The sequence below is a fragment of the Roseococcus sp. SYP-B2431 genome (genome assembly GCF_004336745.1).
Lineage (GTDB): Bacteria > Pseudomonadota > Alphaproteobacteria > Acetobacterales > Acetobacteraceae > Roseococcus.
The window spans coordinates 857168-879206 of sequence record NZ_SJXD01000011.1 but is presented as its reverse complement, the minus strand read 5'-3'; the positions used below and the strand labels follow the sequence as shown (position 1 = coordinate 879206).

Here is a 22039-nt window from a genome sequence, read left to right as displayed (position 1 = left end):
TCCTTGGCGATCCTCGATGGACCGATTGTGGAGGTAGGTATCTCCCGCAGCAGTTTCTGGCCAGCCGGGGCGGCGTGCTAATCCCGCTTGCGGCGGAAGGCGTCGAGGCTGACCACCTGGGGCTGGCTGGGAACCGCCTCGGCTTCGGGCACCGGCTCCGGCAGGTCCACCGGCTCCTCCATGGGGGCGTCGAGCTCCGGCTCGAAGCGCAGGCCGAACTGGGCGTGGGGATCCTGGAAGGCCGTCAGCGCGGCGAAGGGCACCGAGAGCACCGAGGCCACGCCCGAGAAGGACAGCCCCACCGAGAAGCGCTGCGCCGCGCGGTCCACCACGAGATCCCAGAAGCGGTGCTGGAGGACGATGGTCATCTCCAGCGGATAGCGCGCCTTGAGGTGGCCCGGGATGTTCGTGCCGGGGTGGTCGGTGCGGAAGGAGATGTAGAAATGGTGCTCGCCCGGCAGCCCCTCGCGCGCGGCGTGCTCGAGCGCGTCGATGGCGACGGCGCGCAGCGCGCGCGACGCCCAGGCTTCGTAAGGGAGCAGGCTCTGAGGGGTAGCTTCGTTCATCAATCGACCTTCCTGGGGCCCCAACATATGGCGGGACGGGCGGGGAGGGAAGGAACCGCGCGCAGACCAGGAACGCGCCGGAAGGCCGGGCCGTTTCGCCGGGATCGGGCCGGCTGCTAGGCTCCCCTCCAATCAGGAGAGACGACCGACCATGCCCAAGCTGCTCGAGCCCATGACCCTGCGGGGCATCACCCTGCCGAACCGCATCGTGATCTCGCCGATGTGCCAGTATTCCGCCGAGGACGGCTTCGCCGGCGCCTGGCACATGGTGCAGTACGGCCGCTTCGCGGTCGGCGGCGCGGGCTCGGTGATGGTCGAGGCCTGCACGGTCTCGCCGGAGGGGCGGATCACCAACGGCGATCTCGGCATATGGTCGGACGCGCAGGCGGCCAAGCTGGCACCGATCGCCGACTTCCTCCGTGGGCAGGGCTCTGTGCCTGCCATCCAGATCGGCCATGCGGGCCGCAAGGCGGCGATGCAGCGGCCCTGGTTCGGCAATGGCGCGCTGACGCAGGCCGATGTCGAGCGGGGAGACAGGCCCTGGGACATCGTCGCGCCCAGCGCGGTGCCGCTGGGCGAGGGGCATCTGATGCCCAAGGCGCTGGACGAGGCCGGGCTGGCCCGCATCCGCGACGCCTTCGCCGCCGCGGCGCGGCGGGCGGATGCGGCGGGCTTCGACATCGTGGAGCTGCACAACGCTCATGGCTATCTGCTGCACCAGTTTCTCTCGCCGCTCTCCAACCAGCGCAACGACGCCTATGGCGGCGATGCCGAGGGGCGGATGCGCTTCCCGCTGGAGGTGGCGCGGGCGGTGCGCGAGGCCTTTCCGGCGCATAAGCCGGTCTTCCTGCGGCTGTCGGTGGTGGACGGCGCCGAGGGCGGGCGTCCGGAGGAGGAGAGCCTCGCCTTCGCCGCCGCGCTGAAGGCGGTGGGAATCGACGTGGTGGATTGCTCGTCGGGCGGCATCGCCGGCTCGGCCACGGGCGCGCGCGGGCCGCGGCGCGACTATGGCTTCCAGGTGCCCTTCGCCGAGCGCATCCGGCGCGAGACGGGCATCGCGACCATGGCGGTGGGGCTGATCGTCGACCCGCACCAGGCCGAGGCCGTGGTGGCCGAGGGCCGCGCGGACCTCGTGGCGATCGGCCGCGAGGCGCTGGAGAATCCAAACTGGCCGCTGCATGCGCGCCTGGCGCTGACCGGCGAGAACGGCCATGCGGACCATTGGCCGAAGCAGCACGGCTGGTGGCTCAACGTCCGCGACAACGCGCTGGCGCAGCTCGGCCCCTACGCGAAGGCGGCGGAGTAGCGGGGAAATCTCTGGCCGGGGAGAAGCGGCGCGCCAGCCCGGAATCCGCGCCGAATAGGCGCGGCGGATCGCTTCAGCGATCCGAGCCAGCGGCCGAAGGCCGCGCCCGGCGCTTGAGGGCGGTAAAAATCGCACTTTTGCTGCGCAAAAGTGGGGGGCTTCTGTTGCCCGGCGCCCCCCGAACCGCGCTTACCTATTCCTAGGCAGCGAGCGCCATGTCCTCGCGGACATTGTCATTGGCACTTGTGATTTAGCCCGATAACGGCGGTACAATGCCGGGCAAAAGCTACGTCTTTACCACGCACGTCGAGCCTGTTTCGTCCCCAAGACCTGATCCCTGACAAAGGACCGGATGGTGGTGGAGACGCCGGGCACTGCCCCCGGGTCCGTAACGATTATTCCACGCAACGTTTATCGCCATAGCCGCAAGCGGCACCGCTCATATAGCGATCCCCGGTTCCGGATGCGAGGGGGGCACGCGACCGAATCGCACATCCGATTATCGCGCCGGTCCCGCGGCTTAGGCGCCGCTCTGGCTCCAGCCGCCGGTCGGGGATAAAGCGGGGCGGATCAGGAAGGGGGACCCCGTGGCACTCACCGGCGCGCAGCAGAGCGAAATCGCAGAGGCCCAGAACAGCCGGGCCGAGACCCGCCGGGCGACCGTACCGGCGCTGGAGGCGATGCTCTTCCAGGCGCTGCCCGTGCTGGACCACGGCTTCGTCCGCGTGGTGGACTACATGGGCGACGACGGCGCGGTCGTGCAGGCGGCGCGCGTCTCCTACGGGCGGGGCACCAGGGCCGTCAGCGAGGATCGCGGGCTGATCCGCTACCTCATGCGGCACCGGCACAGCACGCCGTTCGAGATGTGCGAGATCAAGTACCACGTGAAGCTGCCCATCTTCGTGGCGCGGCAATGGATCCGCCACCGCACGGCGAATGTGAACGAGTATTCCGCGCGCTATTCGGTCATGGACCGCGAGTTCTACATCCCCGAGCCCGCGCAGCTCGCCGCGCAATCCTGGGTGAACCGCCAGGGCCGCGGCGAGGTGCTGGAGGGCGAGGACGCCGCCCGGGTGCTGGACCTGCTGCGCGAGGACGCGACCCGCAACTACGACCACTACGCCTGGATGCTGAACGAGGACGAGGCCGGCGCCCCCCTCGACCAGGGCCGGAGCGGCCTGGCGCGCGAGCTGGCGCGGATGAACCTCACCCTCAACACCTATACCCAGTGGTACTGGAAGACCGACCTGCACAACCTGCTCGGCTTCCTCTCGCTGCGCGCCGACAGCCACGCGCAATACGAGATCCGCGTCTATGCCGAGGCGATGATGAAGACCGTGGAGGCCTGGGTTCCGCATTGCTGCGAGGCGTTCCGGGACTACCGCATGGGCGCGGCGCTGCTCTCCGCCCAGATGCTCTCCATCGTGAAGCGCATGCTGGCGGGCGAGACGGTGACGCAGGAGGCCAGCGGCCTCTCCAAGCGCGAATGGCGCGAGCTGATGGAGACGCTGGGCCGTGCCGCCTGATGACCGAAGCGCCGAAGGGCGCGTAGGTCTGAATCAGCCGGCCAGCATGACTCCTGAGCGGAGGGACGCGATTCTCGCCTTCCTCGCTCTCGCCGATCGCCTGAAGCACACGCTTCGCGCCGCGCAGACCGGCGGGCGCCGGGAGAACTCGGCCGAGCACGCCTGGCACGTCGCGCTGATCGCGGCCACGCTGGCCGAGGAGGTCGCGCCCCGGCCCGACCTCGCCGAGGTCCTGGCCATGATCGCCATCCATGACGTGGTGGAGATCGAGGCGGGCGACACCTTCGCCTTCGACGATGCCGGCCTGCTCACCCAGATGGGGCGCGAGCGCGCGGCCGCCGACCGCATCTTCGGCCTGCTGCCCGCGGATGTCGGCCGCCGCCTGCGCGAATCCTGGGAGGCCTTCGAGGCGCAGGAGACGCCCGAGGCCCGCTTCGCCATGGGCTGCGACCGGCTCCAGGGCTTTCTCCAGCAGGTCGAATGCGGCGCGCCGGCCTGGAAGGCGATCGGCCTCACCAAGGCCCGCAGTCTCGTCCGCATGCAGCCGGCGATCGACCTCGGCCCGCCATTCGCGCCCATGATCGTGGCGCTCTACGAGCGCGCCATGGCGGAAGGCCTGCTGCGGCCGTGACTCTCATCGTCTTCGGCTCCGCCATCGCCGATCTGGTCTTCCGCGTGCCCCACCTCCCGCGACCCGGCGAGACCGTGCTGGGCGAGGCGGGGGCCGCGCTGCCGGGCGGGAAGGGGCTCAACCAGGCCATCGCCGCCGCGCGCGACGGCGGGGATGCGCGCTTCGTGGGCTGCGTCGGGCGCGACGCCCATGGCGCTCTGCTGCGCGCGGCGGCGCTGGCGGCCGGCGTGGATGTCGTCGGCCTGCGCGAGGTGGAGGAGGGGAGCGGCTTCGCCTGCGTCTGCGTGGATGCCGAGGGACGCAATCAGATCGCCGTCTCTGCCGGCGCCAACCGGCGGGCGAGCGCCGCGCAGGTCGAGCGCATCCCGCCGGAGGCGACGCTGCTGATGCAGATGGAGGTTCCCCCGGCCGCGAATGCCGCGCTGATCGCGCGCGGCCGGGCAGCCGGCGCGCGCATGCTGCTGAACCTCGCCCCCGCCGCCGCCTTGGCGCCCGACGCCCTGCGCGCGCTGGACCTGCTGATCCTCAACGAGAGCGAGGCGGCCTGGATCGGCGGCCGGCTCGGCCAGCCCGGCGATGCGCGCAGCCTGCACGCGGCGCTGGGCATCGGTGTCGCGGTGACCGAGGGCGAGCGCGGCGTCACCGCCGTCACCGGCGAGGGCGTGCTGCGCCTGCCGGCCCATCGCGTGGCGGTGGTCGATACGGTCGGCGCCGGCGATGCCTGGTGCGGCGTGCTCGCCGCGGCGCTGGACCGGGGACTGCCGCTCGAGGCGGCCATGCGCCGGGCCAGCGCCGCGGGATCGCTGGCCTGCACGAAGCCCGGCGCCGCGCCGGCGATGCCGACGGCCGCCGAGATCGACGCGCTGCTCAGCCGGTCATGACCTGCCGCGCCAGGGTCTTGGGCGCGATGAGGGAATAGCTGCGGCGGAGGAAGGCCTCGACCTCCTTCCAGTCGGCCTGGCCGTGCAGCTTCATGCCCACCCAGCCCTTGTGGCCGAGATAGGGCGGCCGGAAGAAGCGCTCGGCATCCGCCTCGATCAGCAGCTCCTGGCTGCCGCGCGGCGCCTTGAACCAGCAGGCTTTCTGGTCGGGGAAGCCCATGCAGAAGATCTTCTCGCGCACGCGGAAGGTCGGGTGCTCCCAGGTCTCGCGCTCCTCCGCCTCGAGCAAAGCGAGGCAGATCTTCCGCAGCCGCGCGATCATTCCATCACGATCCGCGGGCCGGCCTTGGCGGGGGCTTCCACCTTCTCCCAAATCCGCGCCGCGATGCGCCGGTAGGTCTCCGCCTCATGGCTGTCGGGCGCGGCGGTCACGATCGGCGTCCCGGCATCCGCCATCTCGCGGATGGAGAGCTTCAGCGGCAGCTCGCCCAGGAACTCCGTCCCCATCCGCGCCGCCTCGGCCCTCGCGCCGCCATGCCCGAAGATCTCGCTGCGATGGCCGCATGCGGGGCAGCAGAAATACGACATGTTCTCGATCAGCCCGAGCACCGGCACATTTACCTTCCCGAACATCTGCACGCCGCGCCGCGCGTCGATCAGCGCCACATCCTGCGGGGTGGAGACGATGACGGCGCCCGCCAGGGCCACGCGCTGCGAGAGGGTGAGCTGCGCGTCGCCCGTGCCCGGCGGCATGTCGATGACCATGATGTCCAGCGCGCCCCATTCCACCTGGCCCATCATCTGCTCCAGCGCGCCCATCACCATCGGCCCGCGCCAGATCATCGCCGTCTCGGGGTCCACCAGGAAGCCGATGGACATGGCCTTCAGGCCCCATTTCTCGATGGGGATCACCCGCTGGCCCGTGGTCAGCGGCTTCTCGCTCGACCCGAGCATCAGCGGCAGGGAGGGGCCGTAGATGTCGGCGTCCAGCAGCCCCACGCGCAGGCCCTGCTGCGCCAGCGCCACGGCGAGGTTCACCGCCGTGGTGGACTTCCCGACGCCGCCCTTGCCGGAGGCTATGGCCACGATGCGGCGGACCTCCGGCATCAGCACCTGCTGGCCCTGAGCCCCTCCCGGGCCCGGCGGCGGGCGCGTCGCGCGCGCCGGGCCTTGCGGGGCCGCCACCTCGCGATGAGCCGTGAGCACCACCGTGGCCGCGATCACCCCGGGCACCGCCGCCGCCGCCGCCTCGCAGGCCGCCCGCAGCGGCTCCATGGCCCGCGCCTGCTCCCGCGGCACGGCGAGGCCGAACTGCACCAGGCCGTCGCGCGCCGAGATCGCGCCCACCATGCCGGCGGCCACCACGTCGCGGCCCGTCGCGGGATCCTTCACCGCCGAAAGCGCGGCGCGGACGGCTTCCGCGAGCTTCTCTGACATAGCTTCACCTTTCCTTGACCCGGCGGAGCAGACATATGCATCTGTCGAGCCTGCGGTGCACCCCTCCCCAGGGAGCGCCGCGCACCATATGTTGACGGAAGTTCATCTTTGACCGGCGCCACCTGGCCCGGCGGCACGGGAGAGTTCGGTACACATGTCGTGGAACAACGGCGGAAACAGCCCCTGGGGCAATCCGCGACCCCCCGGTGGGGGCGGACCCTGGGGCGGCCCGCCCTCCGGCCCCCCGGGCGGCGGCAACAACCGCGGATCGGGCCCTGGTCCCGACGTCGAGGAGATGATCCGCAACGCCCAGGCCGCGGTGCGGCGCTTCCTGCCGCGCGGCGGCGGGGGCGGGAAGGGGCTGGCGCTGGCAGCCGTGCTGCTGGCCGGCATCTGGGGCGCCTCGGGCTTCTACCGCGTGCAGCCGGACGAGCTCGGCGTGGTCATGCGCTTCGGCGCCTTCGACCGCACCGCGCCCCCGGGCCTGAACTATCGCATCCCCTGGCCGGTCGAGAGCGTCACGACGCCCCGCGTCACGCGCATCAACCGCGTGGATGTCGGCTTCCGCGGCGGCGCCGAGGCCGCGCCCGGCGCGCGCGTGATCGCGAGCCGCGACGTGCTGCCCGAGTCGCTGATGCTGACCGGCGACGAGAACATCATCGACGTGGACTTCGCCATCTTCTGGCGCATCCGCGACGCCAGCGACTTCCTCTTCAACACCCGCAATCCGGAGGACACGGTGAAATCCGCCGCCGAATCCGTGATGCGCGAGGTGATCGGCCGCACGCCCATCCAGCAGGCGCTCACCGAGGCGCGCGCGCAGATCGAGCAGGATGTCCGCCGGGGCCTGCAGGCCATCATGGACCAGTACCGTGCGGGCGTGGAGATCACGCAGGTCCAGATGCAGAAGTCGGACCCGCCGGCGGCCGTGGTGGAGTCCTTCCGCGACGTGCAGCGCGCCAATGCCGACCGCGAGCGCACCCGCAACGAGGCGGAGAGCTTCCGCAACGACATCATCCCCCGTGCGCGCGGTGAAGCCGAGCGCATGGTCCAGGAGGCGCAGGGCTTCCGCGACGCGCAGATCGCCCGCTCGCGTGGTGAGGCCGGCCGCTTCACCGCCGTGCTTTCCGCCTATTCCCAGGCGCAGGACATCACCGTGCGCCGCATCTACCTGGAGACCATGGAAGAGATCCTCAAGCGCAACGGCATGACGCTGATCGACGACCGGCTGCAGGGCATCGTGCCCTTCCTGCCGCTCGGCGAAGGCACCCAGCGGCAGGCGCCCGTTATGGGCGGCCAGCCCAGGACCGCGCCGCCGGCCGCCCCGGTCCCGCCCAGCGTCGTGCCGCAGCGCGGGGGGGGCGCCCGATGAACCGCCTCGCCATCGGCGGCGCGATCCTCGTCGCGCTGCTCTTCACCGCCGCCTCCAGCTTCTTCACTGTGCAGCAGACCCACCAAGTGCTGATCACGCAGTTCGGCCAGCCGATTCGCGTGATCGACACGCCGGGCCTGCACATGAAGGTGCCGTTCATCCAGAACGTCATCACCTTCGACCGCCGCCTGCTCGACTTCGACACGGCCGGCGAAGAGGTGATCCTGGGTGACCAGCGCCGCCTCATCGTGGACAGCTTCACGCGCTACAGCATCACCAACCCGCTGCTCTTCTTCCAGACGGTGGGTGCGGCGGAGCAGGGGATTCGGGGGCGGTTGAACTCGATCGTCACCTCTTCGCTGCGCCGCGTGCTTGCGAGCGAGACGCTGGCCGCCGTGCTCAGCGCCGAGCGCGGCCGGATCATGGGTGAGATCCGCAACCAGGTGAACGAGGAAGGGCAGCGCTTCGGCATCGAGATCGTCGACGTGCGCATCCGCCGCGTCGACCTGCCGGAGGAGAACACCCAGGCGATTCTGAGCCGGATGCAGTCGGAACGTGAGCGTATCGCCCGCGAGGCCCGCGCCGAGGGCTTCGAGGTCGCGGCCCGCATCCGCGCCCAGGCCGAGCGTGACCGCACGGTCCTGCTGGCCGAGGCGGAAGCGAATGCCGCCATCCTGCGCGGCACCGGCGAGCAGGAAGCCATCCGCGTCTTCGCCGAAGCCTTCCAGAGGGATCCGGAGTTCTTCCAGTTCTGGCGGACCATGCAGGCCTACCGGGAGGTTTTCTCGACCGGCGAGTCCCGCATGGTGCTGACCCCGGAGAGCGATTTCTTCCGCTATTTCCGGGACATGCCGGCAAGGGCAGCGGCGCCCAATCCCGCGGCGGCCGTGCAGGCCCCGCCCGCTCGGCCGGCTGCCGACGCGGCCGGTGCGGCTCCGGCCGGCGGGCCTCCCTCGCTTCCTTCTCCAGCGGCTTCCGCGCCGGCGGAGGCCCCGGCGGCGCCGCGCTGACGAAGGGTTAATGGCTGGCGTGCTTGGCAGGCCGGCCCTAGCCTCCACATATCCATGCCGGGCGGTGCCTTGCCGCCCGGCCTATATCCTTCCCCCGGGGTGACCCATGCGCCTTGCCGCCACTGCCTTGCTCCTCGCCTTCTCCCTGCCGGCCCTGGCGCAACAGCCCTCTCCCCCCGCCGCGCCCCCGGCTGCCGCACCCCCGGCCGATGCCCCTCGCGCCCCGGCGCCGCCGGCCGCTGCCGGACAGGTCGCGCCGCTGCCCGTGCCGATGCCGGGAGCGCCGGAGAGCTTCGCGCCCCTGGTTCGCCGCCTGCTGCCGGCGGTGGTGAACATCTCCACCTCGCAGGGCTCCGGCGCGGGGCCGCGCCCCGGACGCCCGGACGCGCCGGAGACGCCGCAGGCGCCCCCCGGATCGCCCTTCGAGGAATTCTTCCGCGACTTCTTTAACCGCAACCGGCCCCCGGGCGGGCCGGGAGCGCCCCCCGGCGCACCGGGCCAGCAGGGCGAGGGGCCGCGCCAGGCGCCGCGCCGGGCCCAGTCGCTCGGCTCGGGCTTCATCGTCGATCCCTCGGGCATCGTGATCACCAACAACCACGTGATCGATGGCGCGGACGAGATCAACGTCATCCTGCAGGACAACACCTCGCTCCGCGCCACGCTGGTCGGCACCGATCCGCGCACCGACATCGCCGTCCTGCGCGTGCAGCACAATGCGCCGCTGCCCGCCCTCGCCTGGGGCGATTCCGACACGGCCCTGGTCGGCGACTGGGTGCTGGCGATCGGCAATCCCTTCGGCCTGGGCGGCACCGTCACCGCCGGCATCGTCTCGGCCCGCGGCCGCGACATCCGCCAGGGCCCCTTCGACGACTTCATCCAGACCGATGCGGCCATCAACCGCGGCAATTCGGGCGGCCCGCTCTTCAACATGCGCGGCGAGATCGTCGGCATCAACACGGCCATCTACTCGCCGACCGGCGGCTCGATCGGCATCGGCTTCTCCATCCCGTCCAACCTGGCGCGCGGGGTAGCCCGCCAGCTGGCCGAAGGGGGCCGCGTCCGCCGCGGCTGGCTCGGCGTGAACATCCAGCAGGTGACGGACGAGATCGCCGAATCCCTGGGCATGCGGGGCGGCGGGCGCGGCGCGCTCATCGCCCGTGCGCAGGAGGGGGCGCCGGCCGCCGCCGCCGGCATCCGCAACGGCGACGTCGTGCTGCGCTTCAACAACCAGGAGGTGCGCGAGATGCGCACCCTGCCGCGCATCGTGGCCGAGACGGCCGTGGGCACGCAGGTGCCCGTCGTCGTCTGGCGCGACGGCCGCGAGGAGACGCTCACCGTCACGCTGGGCGAGCTGCCCAGCGAGGCGACGCCCGCCGCCGGCACGCCCCAGCAGACCCCGCGCGGCGACCGCCCGATCGAGCTTTCGGGGCTGGGCCTGAAGGTCGCCGCGCTCACCGCCGAGACGCGCGAGCGCTTCCGCCTGCGTCCCGAGCAGCGCGGCGTCCTCGTGACCGAGGTGACGCCCAACTCGCCCGGCGCCGAGCGCGAGATCCGCGCGGGCGACCTGATCCTGGAAATCCAGCAGGAGCGCGTCACGACGCCGCAGGAGGTGCAGGAGCGCATCGAGCGCCTGCGCCGCCAGGGACGGGCCACGGCGCTGTTCCTGATCGAGAGCCAGCAGGGCCAGCGCTTCGTGCCGCTGCGGCTATCCCCGCCGCGCGGCGCGCCGGGGTAAGGCGGCCCTTGGCCTGGCCGGGCAAATAGTCCGGCCAGGCATCCCGGCCCGCCCCGGGGCGTTCCTCCATCAACCAAGTTGGAGGCGATCGCCATGGCGACGGATTTGAAGCGGATGATGGACCAGCTGCTGGGCGGCTCGGGCGGCGGGCTGGGCGGTTTGCTCGGCGGCTCCGGCGGCGGGGCAGGTGGCCAGGGCGGCGGTCTTGGCGGCGGCCTTGGCGGGCTGCTCGGTGGGGGCGGCCTCGGCGGATTGCTCGGCGGCGCCGGCCGTGGCCAGGGCGGGAGTGGCCAGGGCGGCAGCGGCCAGGGTGGCGGCGGTTTGGGCGATCTCCTGGGGCAGCTGCGCCCTCCGATGGGCGGCGCGGGCCAGGCGGCCGCGGCGGGCGGGCTGCTCGGCTCCATGCTGGGCGGGCGCGGCGGCGGCGGCCTGTTCCGCGTGGGCGGCATGGCGCTGCTGGGCCTCCTCGCGCATCGCGCCTACAGCCAGTGGAAGGAGCAGCAGGGCAGCCCGGCCGCCGGCGTGCCGGCGCCGGACGAATTCGCCCAGCCCGCGGCGGCCGATGGCGACGGCAATCCCTTCGGCCTCTCGGTCATCCGGGCCATGGTCGCCGCGGCCCGCGCGGACGGCACGCTTGACGCCCAGGAGCATGAGCGCATCTTCGCCGAAGCCGAGCGCCTGGCGCTGTCGGACGAGGAGAAGGGCGAGATCTTCGGCGTGCTGGACACGGCTCCCGACCCCGCCGCCATTGCGCGCCTCGCCGCGACCGACGCGCAGAAGGCGGAACTCTATCTCGCCTCGGCCATGGCGATGGGCGGCGCGGACACCTCCTCGGAGCGTGCCTATCTGAGTGCCCTCTCGGCCGCGCTGCGCCTGCCTGCGGAGCTGCGCGCGCAGCTCGACGGCCAGCTGCGGGAAGCCGAGACGGCGGCGCAGGGCCCCGCCTGACGAGGATTGCGGCGGCTCAGGCCGCCGCGAATTCCGCGGCGCGGTAGCCCTGCGCGTAGAGCAGCGCGGTCAGGTCGGCGTGGCTGATGCGGTGCCGGGCCGCCGCGGCCACGATGGGCTTCGCGTGATAGGCGATGCCGAGCCCCGCGGCCTGGATCATCGCGAGATCGTTCGCGCCGTCGCCCACGGTGGCGGTCTCGGCCAGGCTGAGGCCGAGCTGGGCGGCCAGGCGCTTCAGCGTGGCGAGCTTGGCATCTCGGTCGAGGATGGGCTCGCTGACGGTGCCGAGAAGCTTGCCGTCCTCCAGCAGAAGCGTATTGGCGTGGTGCTCATGAAAGCCGCAGCGCTCCGCGACCTTGCTGGTGAAGAAGGTGAAGCCCCCCGAGACGAGCGCGGTATGGACGCCGTTCGCCCGCATGGTGGCGATGAGCGTGGCGGCGCCCGGCGTCAGCTCGGTCGTCCTCCAGGTCTCGTCCAGGGCAGAGGCATCGAGGCCCTTCAGCATGCCCACCCGCTCGATCAGCGCCTGGCGGAAATCCAGCTCGCCGTTCATGGAGCGCGCGGTGATCTCGGCGATCCTCTCCTTGAGGCCGGCGAAGGCGGCGATCTCGTCCAGGGTCTCGCTGGTGACGATGGTGCTGTCCATGTCGGCCAGCAGCAGCTTCTTGCGCCGGCCCTCGGCCGGCTGGGCGATGAGGTCGATGGGGGCGTCGCCCAGCGCCGATTTCGCGGCGGCGATCGCCTGCTCAGGCGCCAGCGCGGCGAAGGGCAGGTCCACCGCCTCGTTCTCGGCGAGCCAGTCGGGGGCGTCGCAATCGGCGCCGAGCGCGGCGAGCGCGGATTTCGCGGCGAGGAGCTGCGCGGGCGCGAGCGCACCGGGCGCGGCGATGAGGGTCAGGACATGCGGCATGGCGGCCGGACCATGCCGGGGCGTGGGAGATGACACAACCCGTGCGCGCCGGATCGGCCGGGCCTCGGGGCGGGCGCGAATCCGCGCGGCGGACGGCCCTGATCGTCGCCGGACCGACGACCGCGGGGAAGTCCGCACTGGCCCTGGCCATCGCCGAGCGCTTCGGCGGGACCGTCATCAACGCCGATGCGATGCAGTGCTATCGCGAGCTGCGCGTGATCACCGCGCGCCCGAGCCCCGAGGAGGAGGCGCGCGCGCCGCATGCGCTCTATGGGGTGCTGGCGGCAGCGCGGGCAGGGCATGTCGCCTGGTGGCGCGAGGCGGCGTTGGCGGAAATGGCGCGAGCGCGGCTGCCCATCCTCTGCGGCGGGACGGGGATGTATCTGCGCGCGCTGACGCAGGGGATTTCCGCGCTGCCCGAGGTCTCCGCCGCGGCCCGCGAGGAGGCTCGCGCCCTGCTCGGAGAGCTCGGCCCCGGCGGCCTTCACGCGAAGCTGCACCCGGAGGATTCCGCGCTGCGGCCCTCGGACAGCCAGCGCATCGCCCGAGCCTACGAGGTCTGGCGCAGCAGCGGACGCAGCCTCGCCTCCTGGCAGCGCGCGGCGCCCGTCCTGCCGGCCGCGCCCTATCGCTTCCGCGCCATCCTGCTCGATCCGCCGCGCGGCGCGCTGCGCGAGGCGATCGTCGCGCGCTGGGCGGCCATGATGGCGGGCGGCGCCGTCGCCGAGGTGGCCGCGCTGCTGGAGCAGCACCTCGATCCCGCGCTCCCGGCCATGCGCGCGCACGGCGTTCCCGAGGTGGCAGCCATGCTCCGCGGGGAGATCGACGAAGCCGAGGCGAGCCGGCGCGCCATCGCCCACACCGCCGCCTATACCAAGCGCCAGGCCACCTGGTTCCGGCATCAGGCGCTGGCGGAACCGCAAGGGACGCATAGGATCAATGCGCGAATCGCGGGACATGAGCAATTTTCGGAAAGAAATATATCCGATCTCTTCGCGTTTCTTTACGAGGCAGTTGACGCGGCGCAGCACGGCCCGTAAGCGTCCCTCGCCAGCAACACGAAAGACAGCCGCGCCATGTCCGCCGCCATCCTCTCCTCCACCGCAACGACGGATCAGCGCCCGGGCGCTGAGGTCGTCCTCCGCGCGCTGAAGGAACAAGGCGTCGAGGTCATCTTCGGCTATCCCGGCGGCGCCGTCCTGCCGATCTACGACGCGCTGTTCCAGCAGAACGCCATCCGCCACATCCTGGTGCGGCACGAGCAGGCCGCGGTGCATGCGGCCGAAGGCTATGCCCGCTCCACCGGCAAGGTGGGTTGCGTGCTCGTGACCTCGGGCCCCGGCGCCACCAATGCCGTGACCGGCCTGGTGGACGCGCTGATGGACAGCATCCCGCTCGTCTGCCTGACCGGGCAGGTGCCCACGCATCTCATCGGCAACGACGCCTTCCAGGAGGCGGACACCACCGGCATCACGCGCCCCGCCACCAAGCACAACTACCTGGTGAAGCGCAGCGAGGATCTCGCGAAGACGGTGCACGAGGCCTTCTACGTGGCGCGCAGCGGCCGTCCCGGCCCGGTCGTGATCGACCTGCCGAAGGACATCCTGATCAAGCCGGCGCCCTACACCGAGGCGCCGAAGGCGGAGCACCGCAGCTACCGTCCCGTGACGGCGCCGGATCCCGCGCGCATCCAGGAAGCCGTGCGCCTGCTGAAGCGCAGCGAGCGGCCGATCATCTACGCCGGCGGCGGCGTCATCAATTCCGGCCCCGAGGCCTCACGCCTGCTGGCGGAGTTCGTGCGCCTCACCGGCATGCCCTGCACCAACACGCTGATGAGCCTCGGCGCCTTCCCGGCCAGCGACCCGCTCTTCCTGGGCATGCTCGGCATGCACGGGACCTACGAGGCCAACCTCGCGATGCACGGCTGCGACGTGATGCTGAACATCGGCGCGCGCTTCGACGATCGCATCACCGGCCGCCTCGACGCGTTCAGCCCCGGGTCGAAGAAGATCCACGCCGACATCGACCCCTCCTCGATCAACAAGAACGTCGAGGTGCAGGTGCCGATCATCGGCGACGCCGCCCAGGTGCTCGCCGCGCTGATCGAATGCTGGAAGCAGGATCCGACGCCGGTCGCGAAGGCCGGGCAGCTCGAGTGGTGGAAGCGGATTGACGAGTGGCGGGCGAAGAACTGTCTCGCCTATGTCCAGCAGGGCTCCATCATCAAGCCGCAGCACGCGGTGAAGCGCCTCTACGAGATGACGAAGGCCACCGGCCGCGACACCTTCATCTCCACCGAGGTCGGCCAGCACCAGATGTGGGCCGCGCAGTATTTCGGCTTCGAGAAGCCGAACCGCTGGATGACCTCGGGCGGGCTCGGCACCATGGGCTACGGCCTGCCGGCGGCGATGGGCGTGCAGATCGCCCATCCCGACGCGCTGTGCATCGACATCGCCGGCGAGGCCTCGATCCTGATGAACATCCAGGAGATGGGCACGCTCGCGCAGTACCGCCTGCCGGTGAAGGTGTTCATCCTGAACAACGAATACATGGGCATGGTGCGCCAGTGGCAGGAGCTGCTGCATGGCAGCCGCTACTCGGAGAGCTATTCCGAGGCGCTGCCCGACTTCGTGAAGCTGGCCGATGCCTTCCACGCCCGCGGCCTGCGCGCGACGAGCGCCGATCAGCTCGACGACGTGATCCGCGAGATGCTGGCCCATCCCGGCCCGGTCATCGCCGACATCTGCGTCGCCAAGGACGAGAACTGCTTCCCAATGATCCCCTCGGGCGCCGCGCATGACGAGATGATCCTGGGCCCCGACCAGGAGAAGAACGCCAAATCGGTCACCGACGAAGGCAAGGTGCTGGTGTAAGGGCGATGACCGACAATGCGACGCGCACGGCGACCATCGCCGTGCTGGTGGAGAACGAGGCCGGAATCCTGGCCCGCGTGGTGGGGCTCTTCTCGGGCCGCGGCTACAACATCGAGAGCCTGACCGTGGCTGCCGTGGATGAGGAGAAGCGCCTCTCGCGCATCACCGTCGTCACCACGGGCACGGATATGGTGATCGAGCAGATCAAGGCACAGCTGGACCGGCTGGTGCCCGTGCACCGGGTGGCCGACCTCTCGCAGGAGGGGCCGCACCTCGTGCGCGAGCTCGCGCTCATCAAGGTGGTGGGCAGGGGCGAGCACCGCGTCGAGGCGCTGCGGCTGGCCGATGCCTTCCGGGCCCGGGTGGTCGACGCGACGACGGAGAGCTTCGTCTTCGAGATGACCGGCGCGGGCGAGAAGATCGACGCCTTATGCGCGCTCATGCGGCCGCTGGGCCTCGCCGAGATCAGCCGGACGGGCGCCGTCGCCATAGCGCGCGGCACCTCGCACATGGCCGCCTGAACGACTTCAACCCCTTAGACTGACAGCGAAAGAGGAGCGCCACAGACATGCGCGTCTATTACGATCGTGATGCCGATGTGAACCTGATCAAGGCGAAGAAGGTCGCCGTGATCGGCTTCGGCAGCCAGGGGCATGCCCATGCCATGAACATGCGCGACAGCGGCGTGAAGGACGTCGTCATCGGCCTGCGTCCGGGCGGCTCCGCGAAGAAGGCCGAGGCCGCGGGCTTCAAGGTTATGTCGCCGGCCGATGCGGCCAAGTGGGCTGACCTCGTCATGGTGCTGACCCCGGACGAGGGCCAGGGCGACCTGTACCGCGAGTCGCTGGACGCCAACATGAAGCCGGGCGCCGCGCTTGCCTTCGCGCACGGCCTGAACGTCCACTTCAACCTGCTCGACCCGCGCTCAGACATCGACGTGTTCATGATCGCGCCGAAGGGTCCCGGCCACACCGTGCGCGGTGAGTACCAGAAGGGCGGCGGCGTGCCCTGCCTCGTGGCCGTGCAGCAGAACCCCTCGGGCAATGCGCTCGAGATCGCGCTCTCCTACGCCTCGGCCATCGGCGGCGGGCGCTCGGGCGTCATCGAGACGACCTTCAAGGAAGAATGCGAGACCGACCTCTTCGGCGAGCAGGTCGTGCTCTGCGGCGGCCTGGTCGAGCTCATCAAGGCTGGCTTCGAGACGCTGGTCGAGGCCGGCTACGCCCCCGAGATGGCCTATTTCGAGTGCCTGCACGAGGTGAAGCTGATCGTCGACCTCATTTACGAGGGCGGCATCGCCAACATGAACTACTCGATCAGCAACACGGCCGAGTATGGCGAGTACGTCACCGGCCCGCGCATCGTCACCTCCGAGACCAAGGCCGAGATGAAGCGCGTGCTGCACGACATCCAGAGCGGCAAGTTCGCGCGTGACTGGATGCTGGAGAACAAGGTGAACCAGGCCAGCTTCAAGGCCACCCGCCGCCGGCTGGCCGAGCACCCGATCGAGGAGGTCGGCGCCAAGCTCCGCGCCATGATGCCCTGGATCACCAAGGGCGCGCTGGTCGACAAGGCCAAGAACTGAGGCGCCGATCCGCCGCGGGGCGACGAAACCCCGCGGCGGTCTGCCGCATTGTTCCGCCGAGGTCCGGCCGGCGCCGGGCCAGGAATCGACCATGCGGCTCTTCCCCTGTCAGAACTGCAGCCAGGTGCTGCATTTCGAGAACACCTCCTGCGTCAAATGCGGCGCCGTGCTCGGCTATCTGCCGGAGCCCAATGCGCTCTCGGCGCTGGAACCCGCGGGCGATGAGGGCGAGTTCACCGCGCGGGCCGCGCCGGGCGGCGTCTGGCGCTTCTGCGACAATGCGCGCGAGGATGCCTGCAACTGGCTGCTTCCCGGGGACAGCGAGGAGCGCTTCTGCCTCGCCTGCCGGCACAACCGCACCATCCCCGACATCTCGGACCCGCTGAACAAGGCGCGGTGGCAGAAGATCGAGGTCGCGAAGCACCGCGCCTTCTACAGCTTCATCCGCCTCCGCCTGCCGCTGACCGACCGCACCAGGGACCCGGAGGGGGGGCTGGCCTTCGACTTCCTCGCCGATGCGCCCGAGGCGGGGCAGCAGGTCATGACCGGCCATGACAACGGCCTGATCACCCTGGCGCTGGTCGAGGCCGACGATGCGGAACGGGCCGCCCGCCGCGCCGCCATGGGCGAGCCCTACCGCACCCTGCTGGGCCATTTCCGCCACGAGTCCGGCCATTACTTCTGGGACCGGCTGGTGCGCGACGGTGGCCGGCTGGAGGAATGCCGCGCGGTCTTCGGCGACGATGGCCAGGATTACGGGGCGGCGCTGCAGCGCCACTACGACCAGGGGCCGCCCGCCGACTGGCAGGGGAATTTCGTCAGCACCTATGCGACAGCCCACCCCTGGGAGGATTTCGCGGAGACCTGGGCGCATTACCTGCACATCGTCGATACGCTGGAGATGGCGCGCGCCCTGGGTATGGAGGTTTCGCCGCGCGCGGACCGCACCGGCGAGCTCTCGGCCGAAGTCGCCTTCGATCCCTATCGCAGCACGGATATCGCGACGGTGATGGAGGCCTGGGTTCCGTTGACGGTGGCCGTGAACAGCCTCAACCGCAGCATGGGTATCGCCGATCTCTATCCTTTCGTGCTCTCGCCGGCGGTGGTGCGGAAGCTTGGCTTCATCCAGTCACTGACCCATGGCACGGTGCCGGGGGGCTGAACGAAGAACGCCGCCGGACGGAGTCCGGCGGCTTGCGTCCTCACGTCCGGCGGCGCGGTCAGGCGCGCGGGTCGCGCGCCCTGGAAGCCTGGCCCTGGACCTGCACCTGGACCACGTCAGGGTCGGCATTCGGCATCATGCGCGCGTTCAGCACGCGGATGCGGGCGCTCGGAACGCCGCGCTCGCTCAGCGCCATGCGGATGGCCTGCGTGCGCTCGCGCGAGAGCGGCATGGCATCGCGGGCGGAGTAGCTGGTAATCCGCACCGGCGTGCCGGGATTGGCCATCAGCCGGTCGAGCACCGGCCCGAGCTCCGCGCGCGCCTGGGGCGTCAGCACGCTCGACATCGGCTCGAAGTGGATGGCGGCGACGCGACCGTCGCCGGTGGGCGCAGCCGGCTGCGGAACGACCGGGGCGGCCGGCGCCTGGGCCACGGGGCGCGCCGGCGGCGGGCTCGAGCAGGCGCCGAGCAGCGCGACAGCCGCGAGGGCGCCGAGGAAAGGCTTGAGCATCATGGAGGCATCCTTCGGGTGAATGGCAATCGGCCCAACACCCGAAGGCTCGCGAGGTTACGTCGGGGACAAGGATTAACGCTGGCCGCGATCCACCTGGACCTGGACGCGGCGGCTCTCGATTCCCTCCATGCCCGCGACCGGCCCGCGGTAGAGGGTGCGGATGCGGGTGGCCGCGACGCCGTTCGCGGCCAGGAAGTCGGCCACGACGCGCGCGCGCAGGCGGGAGAGGCTGATATTGGCCGCGCGCGAGCCGCGCGGGTCGGCATAGCCCACGACCAGGATGCGCACGCTTGGATTCTCCTGCGCCAGCTTGGCCGCATCGCGCAGCGCGCCCTCGGCGGGCTCGTCCAGCGCGGCCGACCAGGGCTCGAAGAAGATCGGCAGGGCCTGACGGCCGTCGAGCGACGCGGCAGGCGGCGGCGCGGCCGGGGCCGGCGGGGGGGGCGCGGCGACGACCGGCGCGGGAGCGGGCGCCTCCGCGCAGGCGGCCATGGCGAGGAGGGTCGCGCCGAGCGCGAGTCGGGTGAAGGGGGCGATCACGTGCGTCTCCATGGAATCGGTCGTTACGCCCTTGTGCCGCGCGGAGGGGTTCGTGTCACGGCGCTTCCGCGCAGAAAGCCCCTGACGTAGAGGAATTCGATGGTCGCCCGATGGATCCTTGCCCTGTGCGTCCTCCTTGGGCCGCTGCCGGCGCCGGCGCAGGAGGATCCCGGCGCGGCGCTGCTGGCGGCGATCGAGGCGCGCGACCCGGCGGCGGTCGCGGCCGCCTTCGCCGTCGGCGCCCGGCCGGACCGGCCGGCGCGACTGCCTCCCGCCTTCGCGATGACCGACGCGCTGGCCGCCACGCCGGACGAGGCGACCCGCGCGACGCTGCAGGCCTTCGCGGAGGCGGCCCGGGCGGCGGGCTTCGCGCCGGAAGCGCAGATCGCCGGCCCCATGGGCCATGGCGGCGGCTCGCTCTCCACGCGCCTCGCCGCGCTTCCGGGCGAGGAGGCGCTGTTTCTCCGTGTCGCCGGGCTCACCGCGCCCGAGCGCCGCTGCACCCTGCTGGGCCAGCTCGTCTTTGGGCGCGACGGCGCGAATTTCCCCGCCGCCGCGGCGCTGCTGCCGCTGATCCCGCCGGAGCGGGCGGCGGAGCCCGCCTGCTCGCTCCCCTTCACCATGCTGGCCCATCCCTCGCGCCGGCCGCCGCCCGCTTTGGTCGAGGCCATGCTGGCCGCCGGGCTGCGGCCCTATCCCGACGCGCTGGCCGAGCTCGTCCGGCAGCTGCCGCCGGGCGTGGAGGGCGACGGCGCCTTCCGCCGCCTCGCCGCGCTGGATCTCGGTGCCGTGGCCACGGATTCGCGCAACGGCGCGCGGCGGCGCATGCCGGTGCTGGCGCAGCTGGGCGAGGACGTGCTGGCCGAGCGCGCCGCCCGCGTCGAGCCGCTGCTCGGCCGCTGGGCCGAACTGGTCGAAGCCGCGCCGGCCGCCGTGCTCTGCGCCACCCTGCCGCGCCAGGCGGTTCGCGGCTGGCTGTCGATCGAGGGCGAGACCTCCTGGATGGAGGCGCTGCGCGGCACCACGCGCAGCCTCCTGCTCCGCTGCCCGGCCGAGGCTTTCGACGAGGCTCTCGCCGAAGCCGCCGGCGACCGGCTCTGGACACGGCTCGTCGAGCGGCGCGAGCGGCCCACGCTACGGCTGATGCTGGCGGCCGGGCTGCGTCCCGCCGACCTGGCCGGCTTCGCGGGAAGCCTGGCCTGCGCCGCCGAGGCGCGGCTGCTGCAGGCGCTCGTCGAGACCGGCGCGCCCGAGGGCGCCCGGCTGCTCCCGCACTACATGGGCTGCCTCGGCGGGGTCGAGGCCCGGCGGGAGGGCGACCTGGACACGCTGGCCCTCATCCTGGCCCATGAATCCGCCGCCGGGCCCGTCGCGGGCGACTCGCCGGTCGCCGTCGCCGAGGCGATCGACCGGCCCGACATCGTCGAGGCGCTGGCCGACCACGGGGCCGTCCGGTCGAGGCTGATGGCCGAGCGGCAGGCCTTCTGGCGTCACCGTCGCCTGGCCGCCCTGGCCGGGACGCAGGGGCCGACGTTGCCCTGGGAGCCGGAGGCGGAGCGCGTGCCCGCCGCGCCCGAGCTGATGCGGCTCGCGCCGGGCCTCGGCGCCTGGCTGATCCACGGCGAGTGCGGCAATGTGAATTGCGGCTACGCCATCGCCGTGCGCGAGGGGCGCGGCTATCGCCTCGTCCTGGAGGATGCGGGCTATGGCTTCCGGCTGGAGCGCGCCATCGGCGGCCGCGCGCGCGACGTCACGATCCAGGCCCGGACCAATGCCGCCATCCACAACGTCACCACCTGGCGCTACGACGGCCGCGTCTACCGCCGGATCCGCTGCCGCGAGACGGTCACGGAGGAGGAAGAGGGCGGCGCCACGCGCCAGCGTGTCCGCGAGGGCGCCTGCGCGGATTGAGGGACCGGCCCCTATTCCGCGATCCGCTCGATGCGGTTCACCTCGACCACCTCGCGCCAGCGCGCGATCTCGCTGCGGACATGGGCCGCGAAGCGCTCGGGCGGGCCGCCCTCGGGCCGGGCGCCGAGGTCACGCAGGCGGGACTGCACCACCTCGTCGGCCAGCGCCATGTTGAAGAGCGCGTTGAGCCGCGCCACGACATTGGCCGGCGTGCCGCGCGGCGCCATGTAGCCGAACCAGGGCTCGATGACGGCATTGGGCAGGCCGGCCTCGCCCAGGGTCGGCACGTCCGGCAAGGCCGGGTCTCGGGTGGAGCCGCTGACGGCCAGGGCGCGAAGCTGACCGCCGCGGATGGCCCCGATCAGCGTCGGCGTGTTCTCGAACATCATCTGCGTGTTGCCGGCGATCACCGCCTGCATGCCCGGCGCGCCGCCACGGAAGGGCACGTGGACCATCTGGAGGCCGAGCCGGCCGTTGATGAACTCCGGCAGCAGGTGGTTGGAGCTGCCGAAGCCCGAGGAGGAATAGCTCACCTGGCGGCCCGGCTGCTTCGCCCAGGCGACGAAATCCTGGAAGGTCCGCGCCGGGTGGTCCGGCCGCACGACCATCGCGTTCATCACGCTGCCGCTCCAGAAGACGGGAACGAGATCGCGCTCGATGTCGAAGGGCATGCGGGCGTAGATCGCGGCATTGATGGCGCAGTTGCCGATGGTGCAGGCGCCCAGCGTATAGCCATCCGGCGCCGACTGGGCCGCGGCCGCCATGCCGATATTGCCGTTGGCGCCCGAGCGGTTCTCAACCACCCAGCGGTTCGGCAGGTCGCGGCTGGCGCGGTCGGCCAGCACGCGGGCGATGAGGTCCGTGGCGCCGCCGGGCGGGAAGGGGAGGATGATGCGGACGGGCCGTTCCGGCTGCCATTCCTGGGCGGCTGCGGGCAGGGACGGCAGCAGCGCCGCGGCCAGGCAGAGCGCGAGAAGGGGACGGCGCATGGTTTTCCTCCGGGTTTTCCGGGAGCTTGGCGGAAATGCCGGCCATGCGTCCATCTTGCATCGCACTTGATCCGGACCATTCCGGCGGGTAAAGCTTTCGCCATGGCGAAGCACACCGCAATCTCTGCGATGTCTGCCGGGCT

At 71.6% G+C, this 22039-nt stretch carries 21 protein-coding genes and 1 other RNA gene; 14 read left to right on the top strand and 8 right to left on the bottom strand.

Annotation, left to right across the window (positions count from 1 at the left end; genetic code table 11):
• Positions 1-77: 77 nt before the first annotated feature.
• Entirely contained in the window at positions 78-566 is a 489-nt protein-coding gene (locus EJV46_RS05440) for an SspB family protein (protein WP_131547555.1), read from the bottom strand.
• A 151-nt stretch (positions 567-717) separates the two neighbouring features.
• Between EJV46_RS05440 and EJV46_RS05435 the strand changes: the two genes are divergently transcribed.
• Entirely contained in the window at positions 718-1872 is a 1155-nt protein-coding gene (locus tag EJV46_RS05435; protein ID WP_131547554.1) for an NADH:flavin oxidoreductase/NADH oxidase, read from the top strand.
• A 149-nt stretch (positions 1873-2021) separates the two neighbouring features.
• Here the strand turns inward: EJV46_RS05435 and ssrA are convergent.
• Positions 2022-2345, bottom strand: a transfer-messenger RNA (tmRNA) gene (gene ssrA / locus EJV46_RS05430).
• A 114-nt stretch (positions 2346-2459) separates the two neighbouring features.
• On the opposite strand from ssrA, the gene thyX reads away from it, so the two are divergent.
• Genes thyX through EJV46_RS05415 form a run of 3 tightly spaced genes read left to right on the top strand, consistent with a single transcriptional unit; the run spans position 2460 to position 4910 of the window.
• A complete protein-coding gene (gene thyX, locus EJV46_RS05425; RefSeq protein ID WP_131547553.1) occupies positions 2460-3398 on the top strand; it encodes an FAD-dependent thymidylate synthase in 939 nt (312 codons plus the stop codon).
• 46 nt (positions 3399-3444) lie between these two features.
• On the top strand, positions 3445-4029 hold the full coding sequence (locus EJV46_RS23180) for an HD family hydrolase (protein ID WP_131547552.1): 585 nt from the start codon (positions 3445-3447) through the stop codon (positions 4027-4029).
• Positions 4026-4910 carry a ribokinase gene (locus EJV46_RS05415; protein WP_240782410.1) on the top strand — a complete coding sequence of 295 codons (885 nt, stop codon included), beginning with the start codon at positions 4026-4028 and terminating at the stop codon, positions 4908-4910. The genes EJV46_RS23180 and EJV46_RS05415 overlap by 4 nt, the downstream gene beginning before the upstream one ends.
• On the opposite strand, the gene EJV46_RS05410 is transcribed toward EJV46_RS05415, so the two are convergent.
• Entirely contained in the window at positions 4897-5232 is a 336-nt protein-coding gene (locus EJV46_RS05410) for an MmcQ/YjbR family DNA-binding protein (RefSeq protein ID WP_131547550.1), read from the bottom strand. The genes EJV46_RS05415 and EJV46_RS05410 overlap by 14 nt on opposite strands.
• A complete protein-coding gene (locus tag EJV46_RS05405) occupies positions 5229-6347 on the bottom strand; it encodes an Mrp/NBP35 family ATP-binding protein (RefSeq protein ID WP_131547549.1) in 1119 nt (372 codons plus the stop codon). Before EJV46_RS05405 ends, EJV46_RS05410 begins: the two co-directional genes overlap by 4 nt.
• 154 nt (positions 6348-6501) lie before the next feature.
• Here EJV46_RS05405 and hflK point away from each other — a divergent pair, with 154 nt between their 5' ends.
• From hflK to EJV46_RS23400, 4 genes are all read left to right on the top strand, one after another.
• Positions 6502-7719: an FtsH protease activity modulator HflK gene (gene hflK / locus EJV46_RS05400; RefSeq protein WP_131547548.1), complete on the top strand. Its 1218-nt coding sequence runs from the start codon at positions 6502-6504 to the stop codon at positions 7717-7719.
• Complete coding sequence (gene hflC / locus EJV46_RS05395) at positions 7716-8729, top strand: protease modulator HflC (RefSeq protein ID WP_131547547.1); 1014 nt, start codon at positions 7716-7718, stop codon at positions 8727-8729. The genes hflK and hflC overlap by 4 nt, the downstream gene beginning before the upstream one ends.
• A gap of 106 nt (positions 8730-8835) precedes the next feature.
• On the top strand, positions 8836-10464 hold the full coding sequence (locus EJV46_RS05390) for a Do family serine endopeptidase (RefSeq protein ID WP_131547546.1): 1629 nt from the start codon (positions 8836-8838) through the stop codon (positions 10462-10464).
• 93 nt (positions 10465-10557) lie between these two features.
• Positions 10558-11412, top strand: coding sequence for a tellurite resistance TerB family protein (locus EJV46_RS23400; protein WP_131547545.1), 855 nt, complete (start codon positions 10558-10560; stop codon positions 11410-11412).
• A gap of 16 nt (positions 11413-11428) precedes the next feature.
• Here the strand turns inward: EJV46_RS23400 and serB are convergent, their stop codons facing one another.
• Positions 11429-12322, bottom strand: coding sequence for a phosphoserine phosphatase SerB (gene serB, locus EJV46_RS05380; protein ID WP_131547544.1), 894 nt, complete (start codon positions 12320-12322; stop codon positions 11429-11431).
• 29 nt (positions 12323-12351) lie between these two features.
• Here serB and miaA point away from each other — a divergent pair, with 29 nt between their 5' ends.
• The 5 genes from miaA to EJV46_RS05355 all read left to right on the top strand — a co-directional run bounded on the left by miaA (position 12352) and on the right by EJV46_RS05355 (position 17942).
• Complete coding sequence (miaA, locus tag EJV46_RS05375) at positions 12352-13362, top strand: tRNA (adenosine(37)-N6)-dimethylallyltransferase MiaA (protein ID WP_131547543.1); 1011 nt, start codon at positions 12352-12354, stop codon at positions 13360-13362.
• Between the two features lie 36 nt (positions 13363-13398).
• Complete coding sequence (locus EJV46_RS05370; protein WP_131547542.1) at positions 13399-15195, top strand: acetolactate synthase 3 large subunit; 1797 nt, start codon at positions 13399-13401, stop codon at positions 15193-15195.
• A gap of 5 nt (positions 15196-15200) precedes the next feature.
• Positions 15201-15716 carry an acetolactate synthase small subunit gene (ilvN, locus tag EJV46_RS05365; protein WP_131547541.1) on the top strand — a complete coding sequence of 172 codons (516 nt, stop codon included), beginning with the start codon at positions 15201-15203 and terminating at the stop codon, positions 15714-15716.
• A gap of 47 nt (positions 15717-15763) precedes the next feature.
• A complete protein-coding gene (gene ilvC / locus EJV46_RS05360; RefSeq protein WP_131547540.1) occupies positions 15764-16780 on the top strand; it encodes a ketol-acid reductoisomerase in 1017 nt (338 codons plus the stop codon).
• A gap of 91 nt (positions 16781-16871) precedes the next feature.
• On the top strand, positions 16872-17942 hold the full coding sequence (locus EJV46_RS05355) for a putative zinc-binding metallopeptidase (protein WP_131547539.1): 1071 nt from the start codon (positions 16872-16874) through the stop codon (positions 17940-17942).
• A 58-nt stretch (positions 17943-18000) separates the two neighbouring features.
• On the opposite strand, the gene EJV46_RS05350 is transcribed toward EJV46_RS05355, so the two are convergent.
• Positions 18001-18456 (bottom strand): OmpA family protein, encoded by a 456-nt coding sequence (locus tag EJV46_RS05350; protein WP_131547538.1) that lies wholly within the window; start codon positions 18454-18456, stop codon positions 18001-18003.
• Positions 18457-18528: 72 nt separating this feature from the next.
• Positions 18529-18996 (bottom strand): OmpA family protein, encoded by a 468-nt coding sequence (locus tag EJV46_RS05345; protein WP_206020705.1) that lies wholly within the window; start codon positions 18994-18996, stop codon positions 18529-18531.
• A gap of 99 nt (positions 18997-19095) precedes the next feature.
• On the opposite strand from EJV46_RS05345, the gene EJV46_RS05340 reads away from it, so the two are divergent.
• Positions 19096-20907 (top strand): hypothetical protein, encoded by a 1812-nt coding sequence (locus EJV46_RS05340; RefSeq protein WP_131547536.1) that lies wholly within the window; start codon positions 19096-19098, stop codon positions 20905-20907.
• A gap of 11 nt (positions 20908-20918) precedes the next feature.
• On the opposite strand, the gene EJV46_RS05335 is transcribed toward EJV46_RS05340, so the two are convergent.
• Positions 20919-21896 (bottom strand): tripartite tricarboxylate transporter substrate binding protein, encoded by a 978-nt coding sequence (locus EJV46_RS05335; protein WP_165585350.1) that lies wholly within the window; start codon positions 21894-21896, stop codon positions 20919-20921.
• Positions 21897-22039: the final 143 nt, after the last annotated feature.

Excerpts from the sequence above, each read along its gene's own strand:
- hflC (WP_131547547.1), top strand. The coding sequence starts at position 7,716 with ATGAACCGCCTCGCCATCGGCGGCGCGATCCTCGTCGCGCTGCTCTTC.
- EJV46_RS05390 (WP_131547546.1), top strand. The coding sequence starts at position 8,836 with ATGCGCCTTGCCGCCACTGCCTTGCTCCTCGCCTTCTCCCTGCCGGCC.
- EJV46_RS05350 (WP_131547538.1), bottom strand. The coding sequence starts at position 18,456 with ATGATGCTCAAGCCTTTCCTCGGCGCCCTCGCGGCTGTCGCGCTGCTC.
- hflK (WP_131547548.1), top strand. The coding sequence starts at position 6,502 with ATGTCGTGGAACAACGGCGGAAACAGCCCCTGGGGCAATCCGCGACCC.
- EJV46_RS05355 (WP_131547539.1), top strand. The coding sequence starts at position 16,872 with ATGCGGCTCTTCCCCTGTCAGAACTGCAGCCAGGTGCTGCATTTCGAG.
- EJV46_RS05370 (WP_131547542.1), top strand. The coding sequence starts at position 13,399 with ATGTCCGCCGCCATCCTCTCCTCCACCGCAACGACGGATCAGCGCCCG.
- EJV46_RS05410 (WP_131547550.1), bottom strand. The coding sequence starts at position 5,232 with ATGATCGCGCGGCTGCGGAAGATCTGCCTCGCTTTGCTCGAGGCGGAG.
- EJV46_RS23400 (WP_131547545.1), top strand. The coding sequence starts at position 10,558 with ATGGCGACGGATTTGAAGCGGATGATGGACCAGCTGCTGGGCGGCTCG.
- EJV46_RS05405 (WP_131547549.1), bottom strand. The coding sequence starts at position 6,347 with ATGTCAGAGAAGCTCGCGGAAGCCGTCCGCGCCGCGCTTTCGGCGGTG.
- EJV46_RS05340 (WP_131547536.1), top strand. The coding sequence starts at position 19,096 with ATGGTCGCCCGATGGATCCTTGCCCTGTGCGTCCTCCTTGGGCCGCTG.
- ilvC (WP_131547540.1), top strand. The coding sequence starts at position 15,764 with ATGCGCGTCTATTACGATCGTGATGCCGATGTGAACCTGATCAAGGCG.
- EJV46_RS05335 (WP_165585350.1), bottom strand. The coding sequence starts at position 21,896 with ATGCGCCGTCCCCTTCTCGCGCTCTGCCTGGCCGCGGCGCTGCTGCCG.
- EJV46_RS05440 (WP_131547555.1), bottom strand. The coding sequence starts at position 566 with ATGAACGAAGCTACCCCTCAGAGCCTGCTCCCTTACGAAGCCTGGGCG.
- EJV46_RS05435 (WP_131547554.1), top strand. The coding sequence starts at position 718 with ATGCCCAAGCTGCTCGAGCCCATGACCCTGCGGGGCATCACCCTGCCG.
- serB (WP_131547544.1), bottom strand. The coding sequence starts at position 12,322 with ATGCCGCATGTCCTGACCCTCATCGCCGCGCCCGGTGCGCTCGCGCCC.
- EJV46_RS23180 (WP_131547552.1), top strand. The coding sequence starts at position 3,445 with ATGACTCCTGAGCGGAGGGACGCGATTCTCGCCTTCCTCGCTCTCGCC.
- ilvN (WP_131547541.1), top strand. The coding sequence starts at position 15,201 with ATGACCGACAATGCGACGCGCACGGCGACCATCGCCGTGCTGGTGGAG.
- miaA (WP_131547543.1), top strand. The coding sequence starts at position 12,352 with ATGACACAACCCGTGCGCGCCGGATCGGCCGGGCCTCGGGGCGGGCGC.